This is a genomic window from Nonomuraea sediminis, assembly GCF_018531495.1.
Classification (GTDB): domain Bacteria; phylum Actinomycetota; class Actinomycetes; order Streptosporangiales; family Streptosporangiaceae; genus Nonomuraea; species Nonomuraea sediminis.
Map to the genome: position 1 here is coordinate 73,429 of NZ_JAHDTI010000018.1, position 15,555 is coordinate 88,983.

The 15,555-nt window shown below is 69.4% G+C and carries 13 protein-coding genes; 6 read left to right on the forward strand and 7 right to left on the reverse strand.

Annotated features, from left to right (window positions below):
• Positions 1-157: 157 nt before the first annotated feature.
• Positions 158-1,084, reverse strand: a complete 927-nt coding sequence (locus KIK09_RS49625; RefSeq protein WP_214326575.1) for an inositol monophosphatase family protein — start codon at positions 1,082-1,084, stop codon at positions 158-160.
• Between the two features lie 18 nt (positions 1,085-1,102).
• Positions 1,103-2,227, reverse strand: a complete 1,125-nt coding sequence (locus tag KIK09_RS49630) for a hypothetical protein (protein ID WP_214326697.1) — start codon at positions 2,225-2,227, stop codon at positions 1,103-1,105.
• A 695-nt stretch (positions 2,228-2,922) separates the two neighbouring features.
• Between KIK09_RS49630 and KIK09_RS49635 the strand changes: the two genes are divergently transcribed.
• Both KIK09_RS49635 and KIK09_RS49640 read left to right on the forward strand, forming a co-directional pair.
• Positions 2,923-3,840, forward strand: a complete 918-nt coding sequence (locus tag KIK09_RS49635; RefSeq protein WP_308164768.1) for a radical SAM/SPASM domain-containing protein — start codon at positions 2,923-2,925, stop codon at positions 3,838-3,840.
• A 15-nt stretch (positions 3,841-3,855) separates the two neighbouring features.
• Positions 3,856-5,001 carry a methyltransferase domain-containing protein gene (locus tag KIK09_RS49640; protein ID WP_214326576.1) on the forward strand — a complete coding sequence of 382 codons (1,146 nt, stop codon included), beginning with the start codon at positions 3,856-3,858 and terminating at the stop codon, positions 4,999-5,001.
• A gap of 501 nt (positions 5,002-5,502) precedes the next feature.
• On the opposite strand, the gene KIK09_RS49645 is transcribed toward KIK09_RS49640, so the two are convergent.
• Positions 5,503-5,847, reverse strand: a complete 345-nt coding sequence (locus tag KIK09_RS49645; RefSeq protein WP_214326577.1) for a GNAT family N-acetyltransferase — start codon at positions 5,845-5,847, stop codon at positions 5,503-5,505.
• Positions 5,848-5,890: 43 nt separating this feature from the next.
• On the opposite strand from KIK09_RS49645, the gene KIK09_RS49650 reads away from it, so the two are divergent.
• On the forward strand, positions 5,891-6,622 hold the full coding sequence (locus KIK09_RS49650; RefSeq protein WP_214326578.1) for a Clp protease N-terminal domain-containing protein: 732 nt from the start codon (positions 5,891-5,893) through the stop codon (positions 6,620-6,622).
• Here the strand turns inward: KIK09_RS49650 and KIK09_RS49655 are convergent.
• Positions 6,619-7,968 (reverse strand): N,N-dimethylformamidase beta subunit family domain-containing protein, encoded by a 1,350-nt coding sequence (locus KIK09_RS49655; RefSeq protein WP_214326579.1) that lies wholly within the window; start codon positions 7,966-7,968, stop codon positions 6,619-6,621. The genes KIK09_RS49650 and KIK09_RS49655 overlap by 4 nt on opposite strands.
• Positions 7,969-8,020: 52 nt before the next feature.
• On the reverse strand, positions 8,021-8,923 hold the full coding sequence (locus KIK09_RS49660) for a lactonase family protein (protein WP_214326580.1): 903 nt from the start codon (positions 8,921-8,923) through the stop codon (positions 8,021-8,023).
• 31 nt (positions 8,924-8,954) lie between these two features.
• Between KIK09_RS49660 and KIK09_RS49665 the strand changes: the two genes are divergently transcribed.
• Both KIK09_RS49665 and KIK09_RS49670 read left to right on the forward strand, forming a co-directional pair.
• Positions 8,955-9,899, forward strand: a complete 945-nt coding sequence (locus KIK09_RS49665) for a bifunctional helix-turn-helix transcriptional regulator/GNAT family N-acetyltransferase (protein ID WP_214326581.1) — start codon at positions 8,955-8,957, stop codon at positions 9,897-9,899.
• A 140-nt stretch (positions 9,900-10,039) separates the two neighbouring features.
• The gene (locus KIK09_RS49670) at positions 10,040-10,636 is read left to right on the forward strand and encodes a TetR/AcrR family transcriptional regulator (protein ID WP_214326582.1); all 597 of its coding nucleotides are present in this window, start codon (positions 10,040-10,042) and stop codon (positions 10,634-10,636) included.
• Positions 10,637-10,851: 215 nt separating this feature from the next.
• On the opposite strand, the gene KIK09_RS49675 is transcribed toward KIK09_RS49670, so the two are convergent.
• Positions 10,852-11,868: a TolB family protein gene (locus tag KIK09_RS49675; protein ID WP_214326583.1), complete on the reverse strand. Its 1,017-nt coding sequence runs from the start codon at positions 11,866-11,868 to the stop codon at positions 10,852-10,854.
• 125 nt (positions 11,869-11,993) lie between these two features.
• Between KIK09_RS49675 and KIK09_RS49680 the strand changes: the two genes are divergently transcribed.
• The gene (locus tag KIK09_RS49680; protein WP_214326584.1) at positions 11,994-14,693 is read left to right on the forward strand and encodes a KAP family P-loop NTPase fold protein; all 2,700 of its coding nucleotides are present in this window, start codon (positions 11,994-11,996) and stop codon (positions 14,691-14,693) included.
• Here the strand turns inward: KIK09_RS49680 and KIK09_RS49685 are convergent.
• Positions 14,613-15,554: a hypothetical protein gene (locus KIK09_RS49685; protein ID WP_214326585.1), complete on the reverse strand. Its 942-nt coding sequence runs from the start codon at positions 15,552-15,554 to the stop codon at positions 14,613-14,615. The two genes, KIK09_RS49680 and KIK09_RS49685, sit on opposite strands and share 81 nt — an antisense overlap.
• Position 15,555 lies beyond the last annotated feature (1 nt).

Sequence of the window (15,555 nt, forward strand, 5' to 3'; positions counted from 1 at the left end):
CACCGTGTGCGGCGGGCACCGTGTGCGGCGGGGATCGGCGCAACGTGTACGGCTGGTCACCGGTGGGTGGGACGCCGGCCCATGGGTCGTAACGGCGGGCAACCCCGCAGCGCCGGAGGAGCGTCTCCCCCGGAGGAACATGACTAAGGATCTAGGGTTAGCTCTCGCGGACCTTGGCTGCAATCGCCTGAGCGAGCGCGTCACTCGACGCGGCCACGAACGTCTGCCGCCGGTCCATCGCGTGTCCAATGTCGGTCAGCGTCCCGAACCCGTAATCCAGCGGCAGGGCGTTTCCCGCAAGGTCAATTACAGACCCTCCTGCGGCCTGGAGGATGTAGTGACCTGGAGCAAGATCCCAGACGGCGAAGCCTTTCAGGACTTCAAGGGTGGCGTCAGTGAATCCTGCAGCCACATGACACAGGCTTATGGACCCGAAGTCCACGCCTATCCGTCCCAGCGTCGCGCCGTTCTGGGCGGGGGCTTGCAGCGCGTCAATCAGTTGGGCCTGTTTAGCCAGGTAGCGGAAGCGGTCGGGTTTCATGAGGAAGTTCGTCACCAGGGCCTCGTTGAGCGCTGTCTCCTCCCCAACCTGGAGGCGGTGTTGCTCGTCGTCCGCCGTGATGAGGCTCGCGTGGTCCTGCCCGTCGTCGTCACGGATGGCCATGTAGAGCCGGAGGTGGTGGAAGAAGTCGCCGACCACTGCCGCGATGGGGCGGGCGAGGTGGCGTGAGTAGACCATGACATGGGTGTAGCCGTACAGCGCTCGGACTGCCATCTCGCTCGTGTCCAGCGGGTCCACGAGAACGCACAAGTCCGGGTCGGGGTCGCTTCCTATGACCTGAGGGTCTGCTTCCTCTGATGCGTACACGAATGAGGGGAGGACCTTGGCGAAGAGTTCTCGATAGCGCTCATGCAAGAGGATGTCGAAATCCGACAGGAAGTTATCGGCGTGGCGCTTGTTGACCCGGTTACGACGATCGCCTGACAAGGCGGCATTGATCAACCGTGGCCGTACCTCGCCGATGACGGTTGTGACCATGGAGACAAGTTCTGTGGCAAGGGTGGTCATCGGAAATCTGGACATCGCGTCTCGCTCTCATGTTCAGCGCAGCTCCAAGGGAGGTTCGATTCCTGGCGGGCTCATAGTCGCCGCCAGGAAAACGGCCTTGAAGTCGGCGGCGCGCATGATCCCTGCGCCCGCAAGATCATCGAAGCTGCTAACCGCTAGGTCTCGTTCCTTGGCCATCGCGCCGAAGACCGCGAAATAGATCTCTGCTCCTGGGTAGCGGTTCCGGATCTCTTGGGTCGCAAACCCCACCACATCGGCATTTTTGACCTCGACGTCGCACAATACGATCGATGGAGCCTCCGGCAGGTGAGGGTAGGCCGAAGCCTGGTCAAAGGCGATGAAGTCTCGGCTCTTGTTGCACTTCAAGTATCCGATGGGGCAGCGCCCAAACTGGGCAGAGGCCAAGAAGGTTGCCATGATCAACCCGGCTTCGTTGATGCCGAAGCAGGCGTCAACGTCCACACGCTGCCCGACGTTCTTGATCTGCTGGATGAGTCGATCGATCCCATATCCGAAAGACAGCCATCCTAGATTGAGCAGTTGCCCGGGCTTTGGATTCGGCAGGGAGTAGACGAGTCGTTCGGGGTTGCCGTACTCCATGGTGGGCGCTTCAAGAATGAAGTCGGAACCGATGACGTCGCCGCTGCTGAGCTGACGCAACTCAGTGAGTGAGTCGGCCATGCGGGTGCCGGGGACGCGGGAAGCTGCGGTGTTTGTGTGCCGTTTGAGAGAGATCTGATCCTCAGGCGCTAACCGTTCGTATGCCTCCGCGACAAGGTCAAGCGGAGAGACCTGCTCCTCCGAGATACCCAGAGGACCGCTGCTGTAGGCGGCGGCCAGGATGAGCAGGCTGGAAAAGCTAGGAGGAGAACCACTCCCACCGCGCAACCGCGCCCAAGTCTCCCAAGCATTGATCGACGTACCACCCAGCCCGGTCGTGTGTCCAGTCACCTCGTTATAGCGTGCTGCCGCCTGATCTTGTGACAGCCCACATGCATACCGATAAGCCTGAAGGCTTGGTATATCGGGATGTTGATTTACAAGTTCCCGTGCGGCCGATTTGACCGACTTGAACTCTTCCCAAAGCTTCGTGCCGATTCGGGCAAGCTTTCGACCTCTGGCCTGAGGATTTGTTGTCTGACTCTTCGGAACGGACACTGGCCTCCTCCTGCTCTTTTTCGGAATGAGATTACCCATTGCAATGGGCAAACGGTTGAGTTGGAGAAGAAATGCCTGGTCGGGGCCATCCTTAATTCAGGGCGAGTCTGGTCTTTCTGGCAGGTGTGAGGCTGCGTCCGCTGGTTCTACGGTCCAGACATGTCTTCAAAACCGACAGCATCCCTCGGACCGAACAGCGAGGAACGTCCTGGCAACGACATGACGCGGCCGAACGTGGCGCGCATACACAACTGGTTCCTGGGTGATCCCAACCTGGGCGGCAAGAACGTGCGGGAGGCCGACAGAGGCCGGGGCGCCGGCTCTGGCGCGGAATCCCCGGCCCCGGGACTATGCCATCGCCAACCGGGAGTTCCTGGGGCAGCGCTGCTGCGGGAGGCACCGCCATGAGATCGAGGCGACGCGCTGAAATACGGTGCAGGGCAGGAAGGCGAGCTAGAGCACGGTCATGACAGCGGCAACGGTACCCACCGGAGGTGCACGGGTCCCGCCATATCTTCTGGTCCTCCACGCTGCAAGGCGTTGCCGGCCGGTTGAGGGAACTGGAGCGCAAGAGCACGACCAACCCATGAGTGGGAGCGACGGCCGGTGCCTTCGTGCTGGGAGCGAGACGGTGGGTGTGCTGGGTCGCTGTCCCGTTCGCGTTCGGGATCAAGTCCGTCGAAATGGAGGTGTCCGTGGCCCAGGAGCGGTTCAACGCGAACACGTCGCCATCATTGCTGGCGCACGGGAGCGAGCGTGCGACCTTGGAGGAGTTGGACCTTGAGCTGACAGGTAAATGTCAGCTTGAGTGTCTGCACTGCTACGCCAGTTCCGGGCCGCAGAGTGGTCACGGGAGCATGAGCACGAACGACTGGTCGAGCGTCATCGATCAGGCCGTCACACTCGGGGCGCGCCGAGTCCAGTTCATCGGCGGGGAGGTGACTACCCACCCCGGGTTCGGGCGCCTGCTTCAGCAAGCAGTAGACGCGGGGCTCGTCGTGGAGGTCTTCTCCAACCTGCTGCATGTCCAAGACCGACTGTGGGAGCTGTTCGCGCTGCCCGGCGTGAAGCTGGCAACGAGCTTCTACAGCGACCACGCGGAAGAACACGACGCGATTACCGCTCGACCGGGCAGCCACGCACGAACGAGGGCGAACATCGTGGAGGCGATACGGCGCGGCATTCCCATCCGGGCCGCCATCGTGGCAGTGCGCGACGGTCAACGAGTCGAGCAAGCACGTCAGGAACTTCACACGCTTGGTGTGACCCGCGTGGGAACCGACTGGGTACGGGGAGTCGGGCGAGGAGCGAACGGGCCCTGGCAGGTGTCGCAGTTATGCGGCCGATGCGGGCAGGGCAAGGCGGCCATCGGCCCGGACGGCGACGTCTGGCCGTGCGTCATCGGAAGGTGGCTGCGGGCAGGCAACGTCAAGCAAGAACTGCTCGCCGACATCATCGGAGGTGCCATCTGGAGGGAACTGGTGGCCACCGTCCCGGCTCCCCGCAAGGGGCGCGCGTGCAATCCTGAGTGCAAGCCCAGCCAGGGCGACGGCTCGGACTGCGCCCCCGCCGAAACCGACGCCTGCGACCCGTCGTACTGCAACCCCGATTAGGCAAGGACTGCGCGCGTGACATGGGAAGATCACGCCGAACGGCTGGCCGCCACTGTGACCGGATGTGGATCACGGTGGCGGCAGGCTGTGACGGCCATTCCCCGGCATGAACTCGTTCCGGCCTGGTGGGACACTCCGCACGGCTCGCCGTACGGCGTCTGGGAACGATGCGACGGCCGCTCTGACGAAGCGGAGTGGATGCGGGCGGCCTACAGCGATCAAACGCTGATCACCCAGGTTGCGGGTGTCCATGCGGAGGAGGCAGAGGCAGGCAGGAGTGTGAGCGGACGCCCGACGTCGTCATCGACCTTGCCCAGCCTGGTGGTGCGCATGCTGGGTCACGGTGACATCTACCCCGGGGCGGATGTGCTGGACGTCGCGACGGGCTCCGGCTACAGCGCCGCCCTGCTGGCTCACGTGCTCGGCGATGAACGGGTGACGAGCATCGACGTCGACCCCTACCTGACCGAGGTGGCGGCAGCCCGGCTGGGCGGCATCGGGCTGCACCCTCAGGTGCTGACGTGCGATGCGACCGGGCCCTTGCCAGGAGGGTACGACCGGATCGTGTCCATGGTTTCGGTGAAGCCGATTCCGGCAAGCTGGCTGACGGCCCTGCGGCCGGGAGGACGCCTGGTGACCGTCCTGGCCAACACGTCACTGATCCTGACCGCGACCAAGACCGACGACGGCGGGGCCACCGGGAGAATCGAGCCCGACTGGGCGATGTTCATGCCAACACGTCAGCACGGCGCCTACCCGCCGGGTCTGCATGAGCTGTTCGACTCGGTCAGCGGACAAGACGGCGAAAGCCTTCATCGAGGCCGCTTTCCCATCGTTGACGTGGCGAGTGCGTGGGAACTGCAATCGATGCTCGAGGTCGTCGCGCCGGGGATCGAGAACCGGTTCGAGGACGGCCCGGACGGACGGCGCACAGCGTGGATGTTGCACGCCGATGGGTCGTGGGCGCGTGTCGTCGCCGACGACACGGGGCTGCCGATGGTGCATCAAGGCGGGCCGCGACGGCTGTGGGACATCCTCGACGACATCCGCGAACACTGGCTGACGACCGGGGCCCTGCCGCTGCGCGGTGCTCGTGTCTTCGTGCTACCGGATGGTGTGATCCGCCTTTGGCGTGGGGGGTGGAAGAAGGTGATCCGGTAGAGGACGGTCTTGATGACCGGTAACAACGGTCGGTGCGGTTTGTAGAGCGACGTATGTGTTCCGGTGCACGCGCAAGGCCGGCTTCGAATCGATGGACTTGGGCTCGGCCAGGTATGGCTCCGCGCGCTACGGGCCGGTAGGTCGGGAGTCGTGTGGGCCGGCGGCATACCCGGAGGTCACCCGGAGGGCGAACGGAGTGAGTGCGGGCCGGGGAGGACGCGGGCGGCGTGACCCCTCCCACCACGCCCGAGCCCTCACGGCACCCACCCTCGGGGACCCGGCGCCCGCCACCCCTGCGCCGGTACGGCGGGCACCGTGTGCGGCGGGTGACCGGTGGGGTGGGACGCCGGTTCCGTGGCTCGTAACGGCGGGCAACCCGCATCGCCGGAGGAGCGTCTCCCTGGACAGGGCTCGGCCGGAGTGCGGGGGGGTGGCGGTGGGGTGGCCTTGCCGTACGAGAGGCACTCGCGCCGTATGGGAGGCACGCGGGCGGCGGGAGAGCTATTGGGCGGGGCGCCACATCAGCCAGGCGTGAGGGCCGTTGGTGGGCAGGGTGAGGTGGTCGCGGACGTGGAAGCCGAAGCGTTCGTAGAAGGGGACGTTCTGCTCCTTGGTCGTCTCCAGGTATGCCGGGAGGCCGGTGGCGTCGCTGCGGGCCAGGCCCGATTCCAGCAGCGCGCGCCCAAGGCCCTGGCCCTGGGCGGCGGGGTCCGTGCCGAGGACGGCGAGGTACCAGTGCGGCTCGGCGGGGTGGCGGGCGTCGACCGCGCCGAGCGCCCGGGCCGTCGTGAGCAGGCGCCGCCCGAAGACGCGCCCCAGGAGGGGGAGGTTACAGGGGAGCGTCAACTTGGGGTTGACGGTCCGAGTGGCGTCAACTTATGGTTGACGTATGGAAGGTACAGTTCGTCTCGACGATCTCATCAAGGCGATCAAGAATCGCCACCCCTCCGGCGACCCGCTCGGGGAGCTGTCCGATGCTGTTGAGCTGGGGGAGCATCTGGGTGAGGTGGCCGATCACCTGATCGGGCACTTCGTCGACCGTGCGCGGCACGCAGGCGCCTCGTGGACCGACATCGGGCGGAGCATGGGGGTCACCAAGCAGGCGGCGCAGAAGCGGTTCGTGCCCAAGGAGGGCTCAGGCGACCTCCCCCTGTCCGAGGTGCTGAAGGCCTACGCCCGCTACACCGACCGGGCTCGGCACGTGATCGTGGAAGCTCAGAACGAGGCCATCAGGGCGGGCGGCGACCACATCGGCGTCGGCCACATCGTGCTCGGGCTGCTGCACGAGCCGGAGGCGCTGGCCGCCAGGTCGATGCAGGCGCTGGGCGCCGACCTGCAGGTGGTCAGGGAGGCCACCGTCAACACGCTCGACCCGGCCACCGAGAACCCCCCGGACAAGCCGCCGTTCGCCGCGCAGAGCAAGAAGGTGCTTGAGCTGACGCTGCGCGAGGCGCTGCGGCTCGGGCACAACTACGTCGGCACCGAGCACATCCTGCTCGGCGTCCTGTCCGTGGAGGACAGCCCGGTGACGATCGTGCTGAACGGGCTCGGCGTCGACAAGGCCGGCGCCGAGCGTGAGATCAAGCGGCTGCTCGAGGAGTACCTGCGCAACAGGGGTTAGAGCGATCCAACGGGACCCCTGGCGAACCTGGTCAGCAGGTTCGTGGTCGCCCTGCGGGTGAAGGCGGCCGCCGCGTCGGTGACGCCGTGGCCGCATCGCCTGCCCCGCATCGCGCACACCCAGCGCATGGTGCCGGAGGCGAACACCCCGGCCCCGCTGGGCGCGGTGTAGTACGTGGTGTCGCTGACCGTGGCCCGCCCGCCGCAGCTGAGCGGCGACTGGGCCAGCACCTCGATGTTCTGCGGCGAGGCGGACGAGATCTTGTCGGTCTCCGGGCCCACCATCCCGGGGAAGCGCGTCCCACGCGTACCTTTAAAGATCCAAAAATTGGGCTTTTTCACGACATACGTCGCGTCGGCGGGGAAGCAGTCGTACATCTGCCCGACCAGCGCGCTCTCCGGCTTGGAGGCGCGCCACAGCGGGCACTTGACCTCCTTGTCGCACGCCACGGACCTGCCGTTGAGCGCGATCTTCCAGTAGACGGCGTTGGCGCCGAGGAAGGCCAGGTTGACACCGTGGTCGCGGGCCTTGGTAACGGTCTCGCGCATGGCGGGCGTCCAGTACTCGTCGTGGCCGAGCGAGACCACGGCCCTGGCGCCGTCCAGGACGCCGGGCTTGAGGTCCTGGCTGGTCAGGTAGGCCAGCGGGACCCGGCTGCGCTCGGCGAGCTCGATGGCGTCCTTCTCGAAGTCGAGGAACATCCGGGCGCCGGAGGTGTCGTAGGGCCGGTCGAAGCTGACCACGCGCGACCGGTCGGCGAACCCGCCGGGTCCCTTGTAGAGGTCGCGGCCGCCCCACATGTTGTAGGCCTGCCAGGTGGCGACGGCGTTGACGAGCACGACCTTGCCGGCGGTGGAGGCCGACCTGACGGTGATGGGCACGAACCGCTGGGCGCCGCCGGCGGCGTCGAGCCTGATCAGGTAGGCGCCCTCCGGCCAGCCGCCGGTGGCGACGGTCAGCGACGGCTTCCACGCGGCGGCGGTCACCGTGCCGCGCACGGTCTTCGCCTTGGCCTGCCGTACGCCCTTGACCTGGGTCGACTGCCAGACCTGGGTGACCTTGGCGCCCATGCGGAAGGCGCGGGCGGTGAAGGTCGGCGCGGCAGTGGAGACGTGCAGCTGGAAGCTCTCGCCGGGCAGGACGCTGACCTTGTCGGCGTAGCCCTCGATCTCGTGCTGGGCGCCGCGCCGGGTGATGCGCCACGGCACGTGCCGGTCGGCCGTGGCGGCGAACGACGGCGCGGTGGAGGCGGTGGCGACGGGGTGGGCCGGTGGCGGAGCGGGGGCCACGGCGGCGGTGCTGCAGCCGGTCACGAGCAGCACCAGGGCGGCGAGGATCTTACGCACGGCGCCATGTTGTCCGAGGCTCATCCCCGCCGCCCGGTGCTTAACCGAGCGATTACCAGGGCAGGACGCAACCGGGAGCTTCCACGGGGATCTCCCGGCCGGTGGGTTCGGGCACGCCGTCCTTCAGCGTGAAGAGTGCGACGGCGTCGGAGTGCTGGTTGGCCACGTAGAGGGTGTCGCCGTCGATGGCGAAGTGGCGGGGCCAGGCGCCGCCCGTGGGCACCTCGGCGACGGGCGACAGGTCCGCGGCGTCGAAGACGGAGATCGTGTCGGGGCCGCGGTTGGCGACGTAGACGAACCCGCCGTTCAGCTCCAGATGCGAGGGGTGGTTCACGCCCTCCTTCGTGGAGGACACGACGCTGGTGGTGTTCTCGCCGTCGATCATCGTGACGGTGCCGTCGAGCTCGCCCGCCACGTAAAGGCGGGACCCGGCGAAGGCCATGTGCCGCGGGCCGGTGCCGGGCGGCAGCTCGATCGACTCCAGCGCCTCGCCTTCCAGGGTGTAGCGGCGGATCTCGTCGGTGCCCAGGTCGGGGACGTGCAGGATGTCGTGGTGGAAGACCGCCTGGTGGGCGTGCGCGCATTCCTGCCGGTCCACGACGGGGCCGCCGCCCTGGTGACGTAGCACGATCGGCTCGCCCGCGAAGCCGCCCTGACCGTCCAGGCGCTGCACGAAAGCGGTGCCGTCGCCGTAGTTGGCCACCGCGAGCAGGTCCCCCGAGGGGTGCACGGCCACGTGGCACGGCATGGTGCCCTCGGTGGAGCGCACCTCGAGCCTGGCCAGGCCTCCCCCGGTGGAGAACGCGGTGATCGCGGCCTCTCCGAGCTCGGTCACCGCGTACAGGACCGGCAGCGTGGGATGGGCGGCCAGGAATGTCGGAGTGGGGACCGGCGTCAGCCCCTCGTCGACGGTGAGGATGCCGGGGCCGTAGCCGCCGATGTAGAGGTGCTTCACAGGGAGGATCCTCTCATGCTTGACTATGTCAATGAGTTCGTTGACTGAAGCAAGGGTTTCCGAGATCAGGGCCTTCAACCGGTTCTATACGAAGGTGATCGGCGTACTCCAGGCCGGGATGCTCGACTCCCCCTACTCGCTGACCGAGGTGCGGGTGCTGTTCGAGCTCGCGCAGGCGGAGCGGCTGGAGACAGGCGAGCTGCGCGCCATGCTCGACCTGGACGCCGGCTATCTGAGCCGGATCCTGACCCGCTTCGAGTCCGACGGGCTCATCGAGCGCGAGCGCTCGGCCGCCGACGCCCGCAAACAGCTGGTACGGCTCAGCGGCCCGGGATCCGCGGTCTTCGCCGAGCTGGACGAGCGCTCCGCCAAGACGATCAGGGAGCTGCTCGGGGCCCTGCCGGAGGAGGACCAGGGGCGCCTGGTCGCCGGCATGGCCACGATCCGCGGCCTGCTCGAACCGGCTTCCAGGCGCGAGCCGTACGTCATCAGGGCGCCGCGGCCCGGCGACCTGGGCTGGGTGGTCCACCGGCACGGCGCCCTGTACGCGCAGGAGTGGGGCTGGGGGATGGACTTCGAGCGCCTGGTGGCGCGCATCGTCGGCGCCTACGACCCGGCGACCGACGCGGGGTGGATCGCCGAGGTGGACGGCGAGCGGGCCGGGTGCGTGTTCTGCGTGCGCAAGGACGACAGGACCGCCCAGCTGCGGATGCTGCTGGTCGAGCCGTCCGCCCGCGGGCTCGGGCTGGGGCGGCGCCTGGTGGAGGAGTGCCTGGACCACGCCAGGCGCGAGGGCTACGAGCGGATCATGCTCTGGACGCGCGACTGCCTGGTCGGCGCCCGCCGCATCTACCAGGCGACCGGGTTCGAACTGGAGTCGGAGGAGCAGGGCGAGGAGAACGGCCTGCCGGTCATCGAGCAGGTGTGGTCGCGCACCCTCCAGGCCACCGGTTCAGCGGCCCAGCCAGGCGCATGAGGGCGGGCACGAGGTGGCGCCGCCGTACCAGTCTGTGACCGAACCTGTGCAAGATGCGATCATCGGGCGAAACTCGGTAAACTACTCGTGTTTCGATCAGGAATACAAGTGAACGCTCGTACTTGTCCACGGAGCGGCTCATGGTTGAGCGGGTGGTGCGACGGCAGGCGCGCGGGTTGAAGCGCATGGCGGAGATCCTCGACGCCGCGGAAGAGGTGATCGCGGAGGTCGGGTACCCGGACCTGACCACCAACCAGGTGGCGGCCAGGGCGGGGATGTCACCCGGTTCGCTGTACCAGTTCTTCCGCAACAAGGAGGAGATCCTGGACGGGCTGGTGGCGCGGTACACCGACGACCGTCAGGTGTTCTGGGCGGCCAAGCTCGCGGCGGTGACGCCCGACGTGCCGCTGGAGGCGCTGGTGGGGTCGCTGGTGGACGAGAGCGTGGCCTTCAAGTCGCGCGCCCCTGCCTACTGGTCGCTGCTGTACGGCGCGGCCACGGGCGACAAGCTGGCCACCGAGTCGCGGCGCCTGCACGGGGTCATCGCCGAGCAGGTGGCCGGGATGCTGCTGCGCCGCAACCCGGCGCTCGACCCCTCGCACGCGGTGGTGCAGGGGACGATGACGGTGGCGATCGTCAAGGCGGTCCTGCCGCTGGTCACCTCGGCCCCGCCCGACCGCGCCGCCGACCTGGTCGCCGAGCTCAAAACCGCGCTGATCCGCTACCTGACTCCCTGACTTTCTTCCCGTACGGCGAGCCTCCGCGACCCGCCGCCCGCCGCACTCCGGCTGAGGGCCCGCGACCGGCGCTTGCGGCGAGTCGGGGATTCTTGCTCGCCGTCACGGCGATACGTGCTGCGGGCACCACGGTCCCCCTGGCCCGCCGTACCGGGCGCCGGAGGACCGCCGCACGCCTCCTCACCGACCCCGGCGCGGGCAAGCGGGCGGCCGGCCTACCGCGCGGTGATCGCGCTGGCCGGGCTTCTGGCCGCGTGGGCGGCTCTGGTGGCGGCGAACGGGCCGGTTACCTCGAAGGTGTAGCCGTCGCTGCCGGCGAGGTCGCCGGTCCTGCCCCGCTGGGAGGAGAAGTAGAGCCGGCTGCCGTCGGGCGAGAACGCGGGCCCGGTCAGCTCCGACTTGGCGTGCCCGTCCAGCCGCAGGAAGGGCACCACCCGCCGGTCGGGCGTGATGACCGCGATCTCCATGGTGTCGAGCGTGACGAACAGCTCGCCGGTGGGCGCCGCGGTGAGCGAACCGACCGAGTCGCACACCCGCTCCAGCCGGGAGGTGACCGCGTCGTAGGCCCACAGGCCGCCGTTGCCGGTGGTGGTGAAGTAGCAGACGCCGCCGGCGTAGTGGCAGTCGCCGCCGCCGGAGAAGTGGCGGGCGCCGTCGACCTGGTGGCGGGTGGCCCTGGGCAGCGCGGCGGGCGAGGGCACCGGGCGCCAGTCGCCGGTGCCGCACAGCACCTCCAGCGTGCCCTCGGTCAGGTCGCCCCAGTCGTCGGGCACGAACCGGTACAGGCAGCCGTCGGGCTCGTCCTCGGTCAGGTAGACGACCTCGCGGTCGGGGTCGCAGGCGGCGGCGCCGTGGCGGAAGCGGCCCATGGCCAGGCGCGGGCGCGCGGCGCGCGAGCCGTACGGGTCGCACTCGAAGATCTGCCCGCGGTGCGTCTCCTCCCCCGACAGCCAGGTCTGCCAGGGGGTGGCGCCGCCGGCGCAGTTGAGCTCGGTGCCGGACAGGATGCGGTAGGCCTCGACGACGGAGCCGTCGGCGGCGAAACGGATCGCGGACGCGCCGCCCAGCAGCGGGATCTCGGAGTTGGACACGTAGATCCAGCCGTCGCCGTCGGGAAAGCAGGCGCCGCCGTCGGGTGCGGGGTGCCAGGTGAGGTCGGCCACCTTCCGGCCGGAGCGCGCGACGATCCGGGCGGTGAACCCGCCCGGCAGGGCGAGTGATCTTGGCGACATCTCGAAGCCTCCCCAGTGCTTGCCACGCTAGTCGATCCCGCGGACATGAATAGAAGGGACTCGGGACTTCAAACTCTGCGCAAATCCCCGGCCACCGGGGGCTCCGGGTCGGCACATTCCGGCTCATGACAGCTGTGCAGCTGGCCCCTGTGATCCGCGCGCGCAGGGCGCTGGTGTTCCTCGACGGCACTCCTGCCCCGCGGCGCTTCGCCCACGCCTTGCGCGTATCGGGATTCGAGGTGCGCACCGAGGAGGCGGACGCGCCGCTGCTGTCGGACTTCCTGGCCGGCGCCGAGCCGGGCGAGCTGCTGGTGATCCGCTGGCCGTCGGGGCCCGCCTGGGCGCCGAGCGCGTTCACCGAGCTGATCGTGGAGTTCGGCCGGGTGCTCGGCGAGTCGAGCGCGGCCGCGCTGCTGCTGGTCGTTGACTTCGGCTGGGTGGTGGACGGCGGCGGCCTGGCCCGGCTGAACGTGCCCGGCGACCCGCCCGTCGCCGCCGCCGCGCTGACCGCCTCGCTGTCGCGCGGCCCCCGCCCAGGGGTGGCGCCCACGCTGACGGAGGTGCTGGCCGACGGCCTGCTCGCGGGCGGGAGCGCGCTGACGGTCGGCGACCTGTACGGCATGGCCGCCCGCCGCTACGAGGACCTGGGCTGCGACCTGCGGGCGATGCTGTTCAGCCACGGCGACATCGCGGAGGTCCCGGTGTCCACCGGGCGCAGGGCGGCGCCCGAGTGCGAGCTGCCGCACACCGCCAAGCGGCTGGCCGAGCGGGGCGAGCGTGACGTGCCCGTGTCCGCGGCCGAGCTGGTGGCCCGGGTGCACGACCTGTACCTGAGCGAGCCGGCCAGAACGCTGCTGCGCCGCGCGGCGCTGCTGCCCGACCAGGAGAGGCTGGGCGCCGACCTGGCCGAGGCGCTGCTGCCCGGCCGTGCGGGGACGGCGCTCGGCGAGCTGGAGTACTGGGGGCTGGCCGGGCCGCCCCATCCCGACGTGCGCGAGTACGGCCTGCGCCAGCTGAACCCCGCCGAGGCGGGCACGGTGTCGGCGTTGCTGCGCCGACGCGGCGTCGAGGGCCGCCCCGTGCCGCCCAGGACCCGGCTCAGCTCCGACCGGTGGACGCTGGACGACCGGCTCGGCCACCGCGTCTACGCCGAGGCGATCGCCGCGTTCATCCGCCACGCCGACACGCTGCCGCCGCTGACGATCGGCATCAAGGGGCCGTGGGGCGCGGGCAAGACATCGCTGATGCGGATGGTGCAGGCGCTGCTCGACCCGGGAGGCGGGTTGCGGCTGCCCCGCCGTACGGGATCGCTGGTCACCAACGCGGACCTGCTGGGCAGGCTGCGCGGCCGGTCGGCGCCGCGGGACAGTCCCGAGCCCGCGGCGGATTCGTCGTGGCGGCCGACGGTGTGGTTCAACCCGTGGATGTACCAGAGCGGGGAGCAGGTCTGGGCGGGGCTCGCGCACGAGATCATCAGCCAGGTCACCGGGCGGCTGCCGCGGGCCGAGCGCGAGCGGTTCTGGCTGGAGCTGAACCTGTCCAGGATCGACAGGGAGGAGGTGCGGCGCCGCCTGTACTGGCTGGCGCTGACGCGGCTGGCGCCGGTGGCGCTCGGGCTGCTGGTGACCGGGCTGCTCACCGGCGCCTGCGCCGCCGCGTCCGCGCTGATCCCCCAGCTCGGCGGTACGGCCAACGCGGTGCTCGCGACCGGTGCGGTGGCCTCGGTCGGAGCCGGGGTGGTGCGGGTGACCCGGTTCCTGTCGGAGTCGGCCGACGGGGCGTTCGGCTGGCTGGTGCGGCAGCCGGACCCGCTCGGCCGCATCGGCGCCCAGAACGACGGCTACCAGGACCAGGCGGGGTTCCTGCACGTGGTGCTGCGGGACATGCGTCGGGTGCTCGACCTGGTGGCGCGCGAGCGGCAGCCGCTGGTCGTCTTCGTCGACGACCTGGACCGCTGCTCCCCCGGCACGGTCGCCCGCGTCATCGAGGCGATCAACCTGTTCCTCGCCGGGGAGTTCCCCAACTGCGTGTTCGTGCTGGCGATGGAGCCCGAGGCGGTGGCCGCGCACGTGGGGATGGCCTACCGGGACCTGACGGGGTGGCTGCCCGACGACTCCGCCGAGCGGCTCGGGTGGCGCTTCCTGGAGAAGATCGTCCAGTTGCCGCTGAGCGTGCCGCTGCTCGACGAGCGCGACCGGCTGCCCGGCTACATCCAGACGCTGCTGAGCACGCCGCCTCCCCCGCGGCGGCCCGCCGAGACCGCAGCGCCGCCCGAGGACCTGGCGGCGCGGCTGGAGAACGTGATCCGCGGCTTCCACCCGACGATGGAGACGCTGGACGAGGCCGCCCGCCGCGCCCAGGTCGCCATCGGCGCGCCCGCCCAGCAGGGGCGGCTGTCGGAGGCGGCCATGCGGGCCGCCGACCGGGTCTTCACCGACCTCTACAGCGACGAGCACGCCCGCAGGGCGATCGAGTCGGTGCTGCCGGGGATCACGCTCACCAACCCGCGCGAGGTCAAGCGGTATCTCAACGTGTTCCGCTTCTACTCCTTCATCACCTACCGCACCCGGCCGGGGACGAGCGGCGAGGCGGTGGCCAAGCTGGCCGCGCTCACGGTCGGCTGGCCGCACCTGCTGTCCACCCTCACGCGCGAGGCCCACCCGGGCGCCACCTTCCTCGACCGGCTGGAGCCGGCCGCGCTGGCGGGCGACGGCGACGCCTGGGCCAGGGCGCTGGCCGACGCGTCACTGACCGACGAGGACTCCCTGCGGCAGCTCCTGGCCATCCGCCCGCCCGTCGCCGCTCTGGCGCGCGCCCTGCTGTGAGTCAAGGAACTCGCGCATCGTGCGTTCGCGGCCGTAGCGGCGGCGCATCCACTGGTAGGCCAGGAACGCGGGCGGGCCGAACCAGGTCTGCGCGGGGACCACGATGTCGGCCCTGGCGTCGACGAAGTTGATGACCAGCGGCGCCACCGCCGGGGCCACGACGCCGAACACCAGGATCACCGCCATGGCCACGCGGCCGCCGCGCCAGCCGTACGCCTTGTAGGAGGCGATCAGGAACAGCGAGTAGATGAGCAGGTCGCCCAGCCCGAGCGCGGCGTTGTAGGTGCCGATGCGCATGCCCATGGACGGGTCGAGCGGGAAGCCGAGGAAGTCCTCGACCAGCGCGTTGGTCAGCGGGTACACCGCGGTGAACAGGACGTCGTAGCCGGCCAGCACCAGCGCGAACCAGGCCACGTGGCGCAGCCGCATGCCGCCCTGCACGTACAGGTTGGAGACGGCCACCGCGGTCATCAGCATGATGATGTCGCCCTCGGCCCAGAACAGCTGCCAGCCCAGTACGGTGCCCAGCGCGTTCTGCCCCAGATACAGGTTGAGCCCGATCAGCGTGCCGACGACGAGCCACAGCCGAGCCGGAGCCAGCAGCGGACGGTAGCCGATGGACAGCGCCCCGGTGAAGGTGATCATGAGCAGGCCGGTGACGGCCCAGCGGGGCAGCGCCAGGTAGACCAGCGGCAGCGTGGCCAGGATCACCACCAGGATCATGATGTCGCGCCCGTTGAACACGCCGATGGGCGGGCGCTCCAGGCGGACGCGGCGCAGATAGGCCAGCGCGCACAGGCTGGTCGCGGTCACGCCGATGAGGGCGACCGACAGCTGGAAGAACGTCGGGAAGAGTGACATC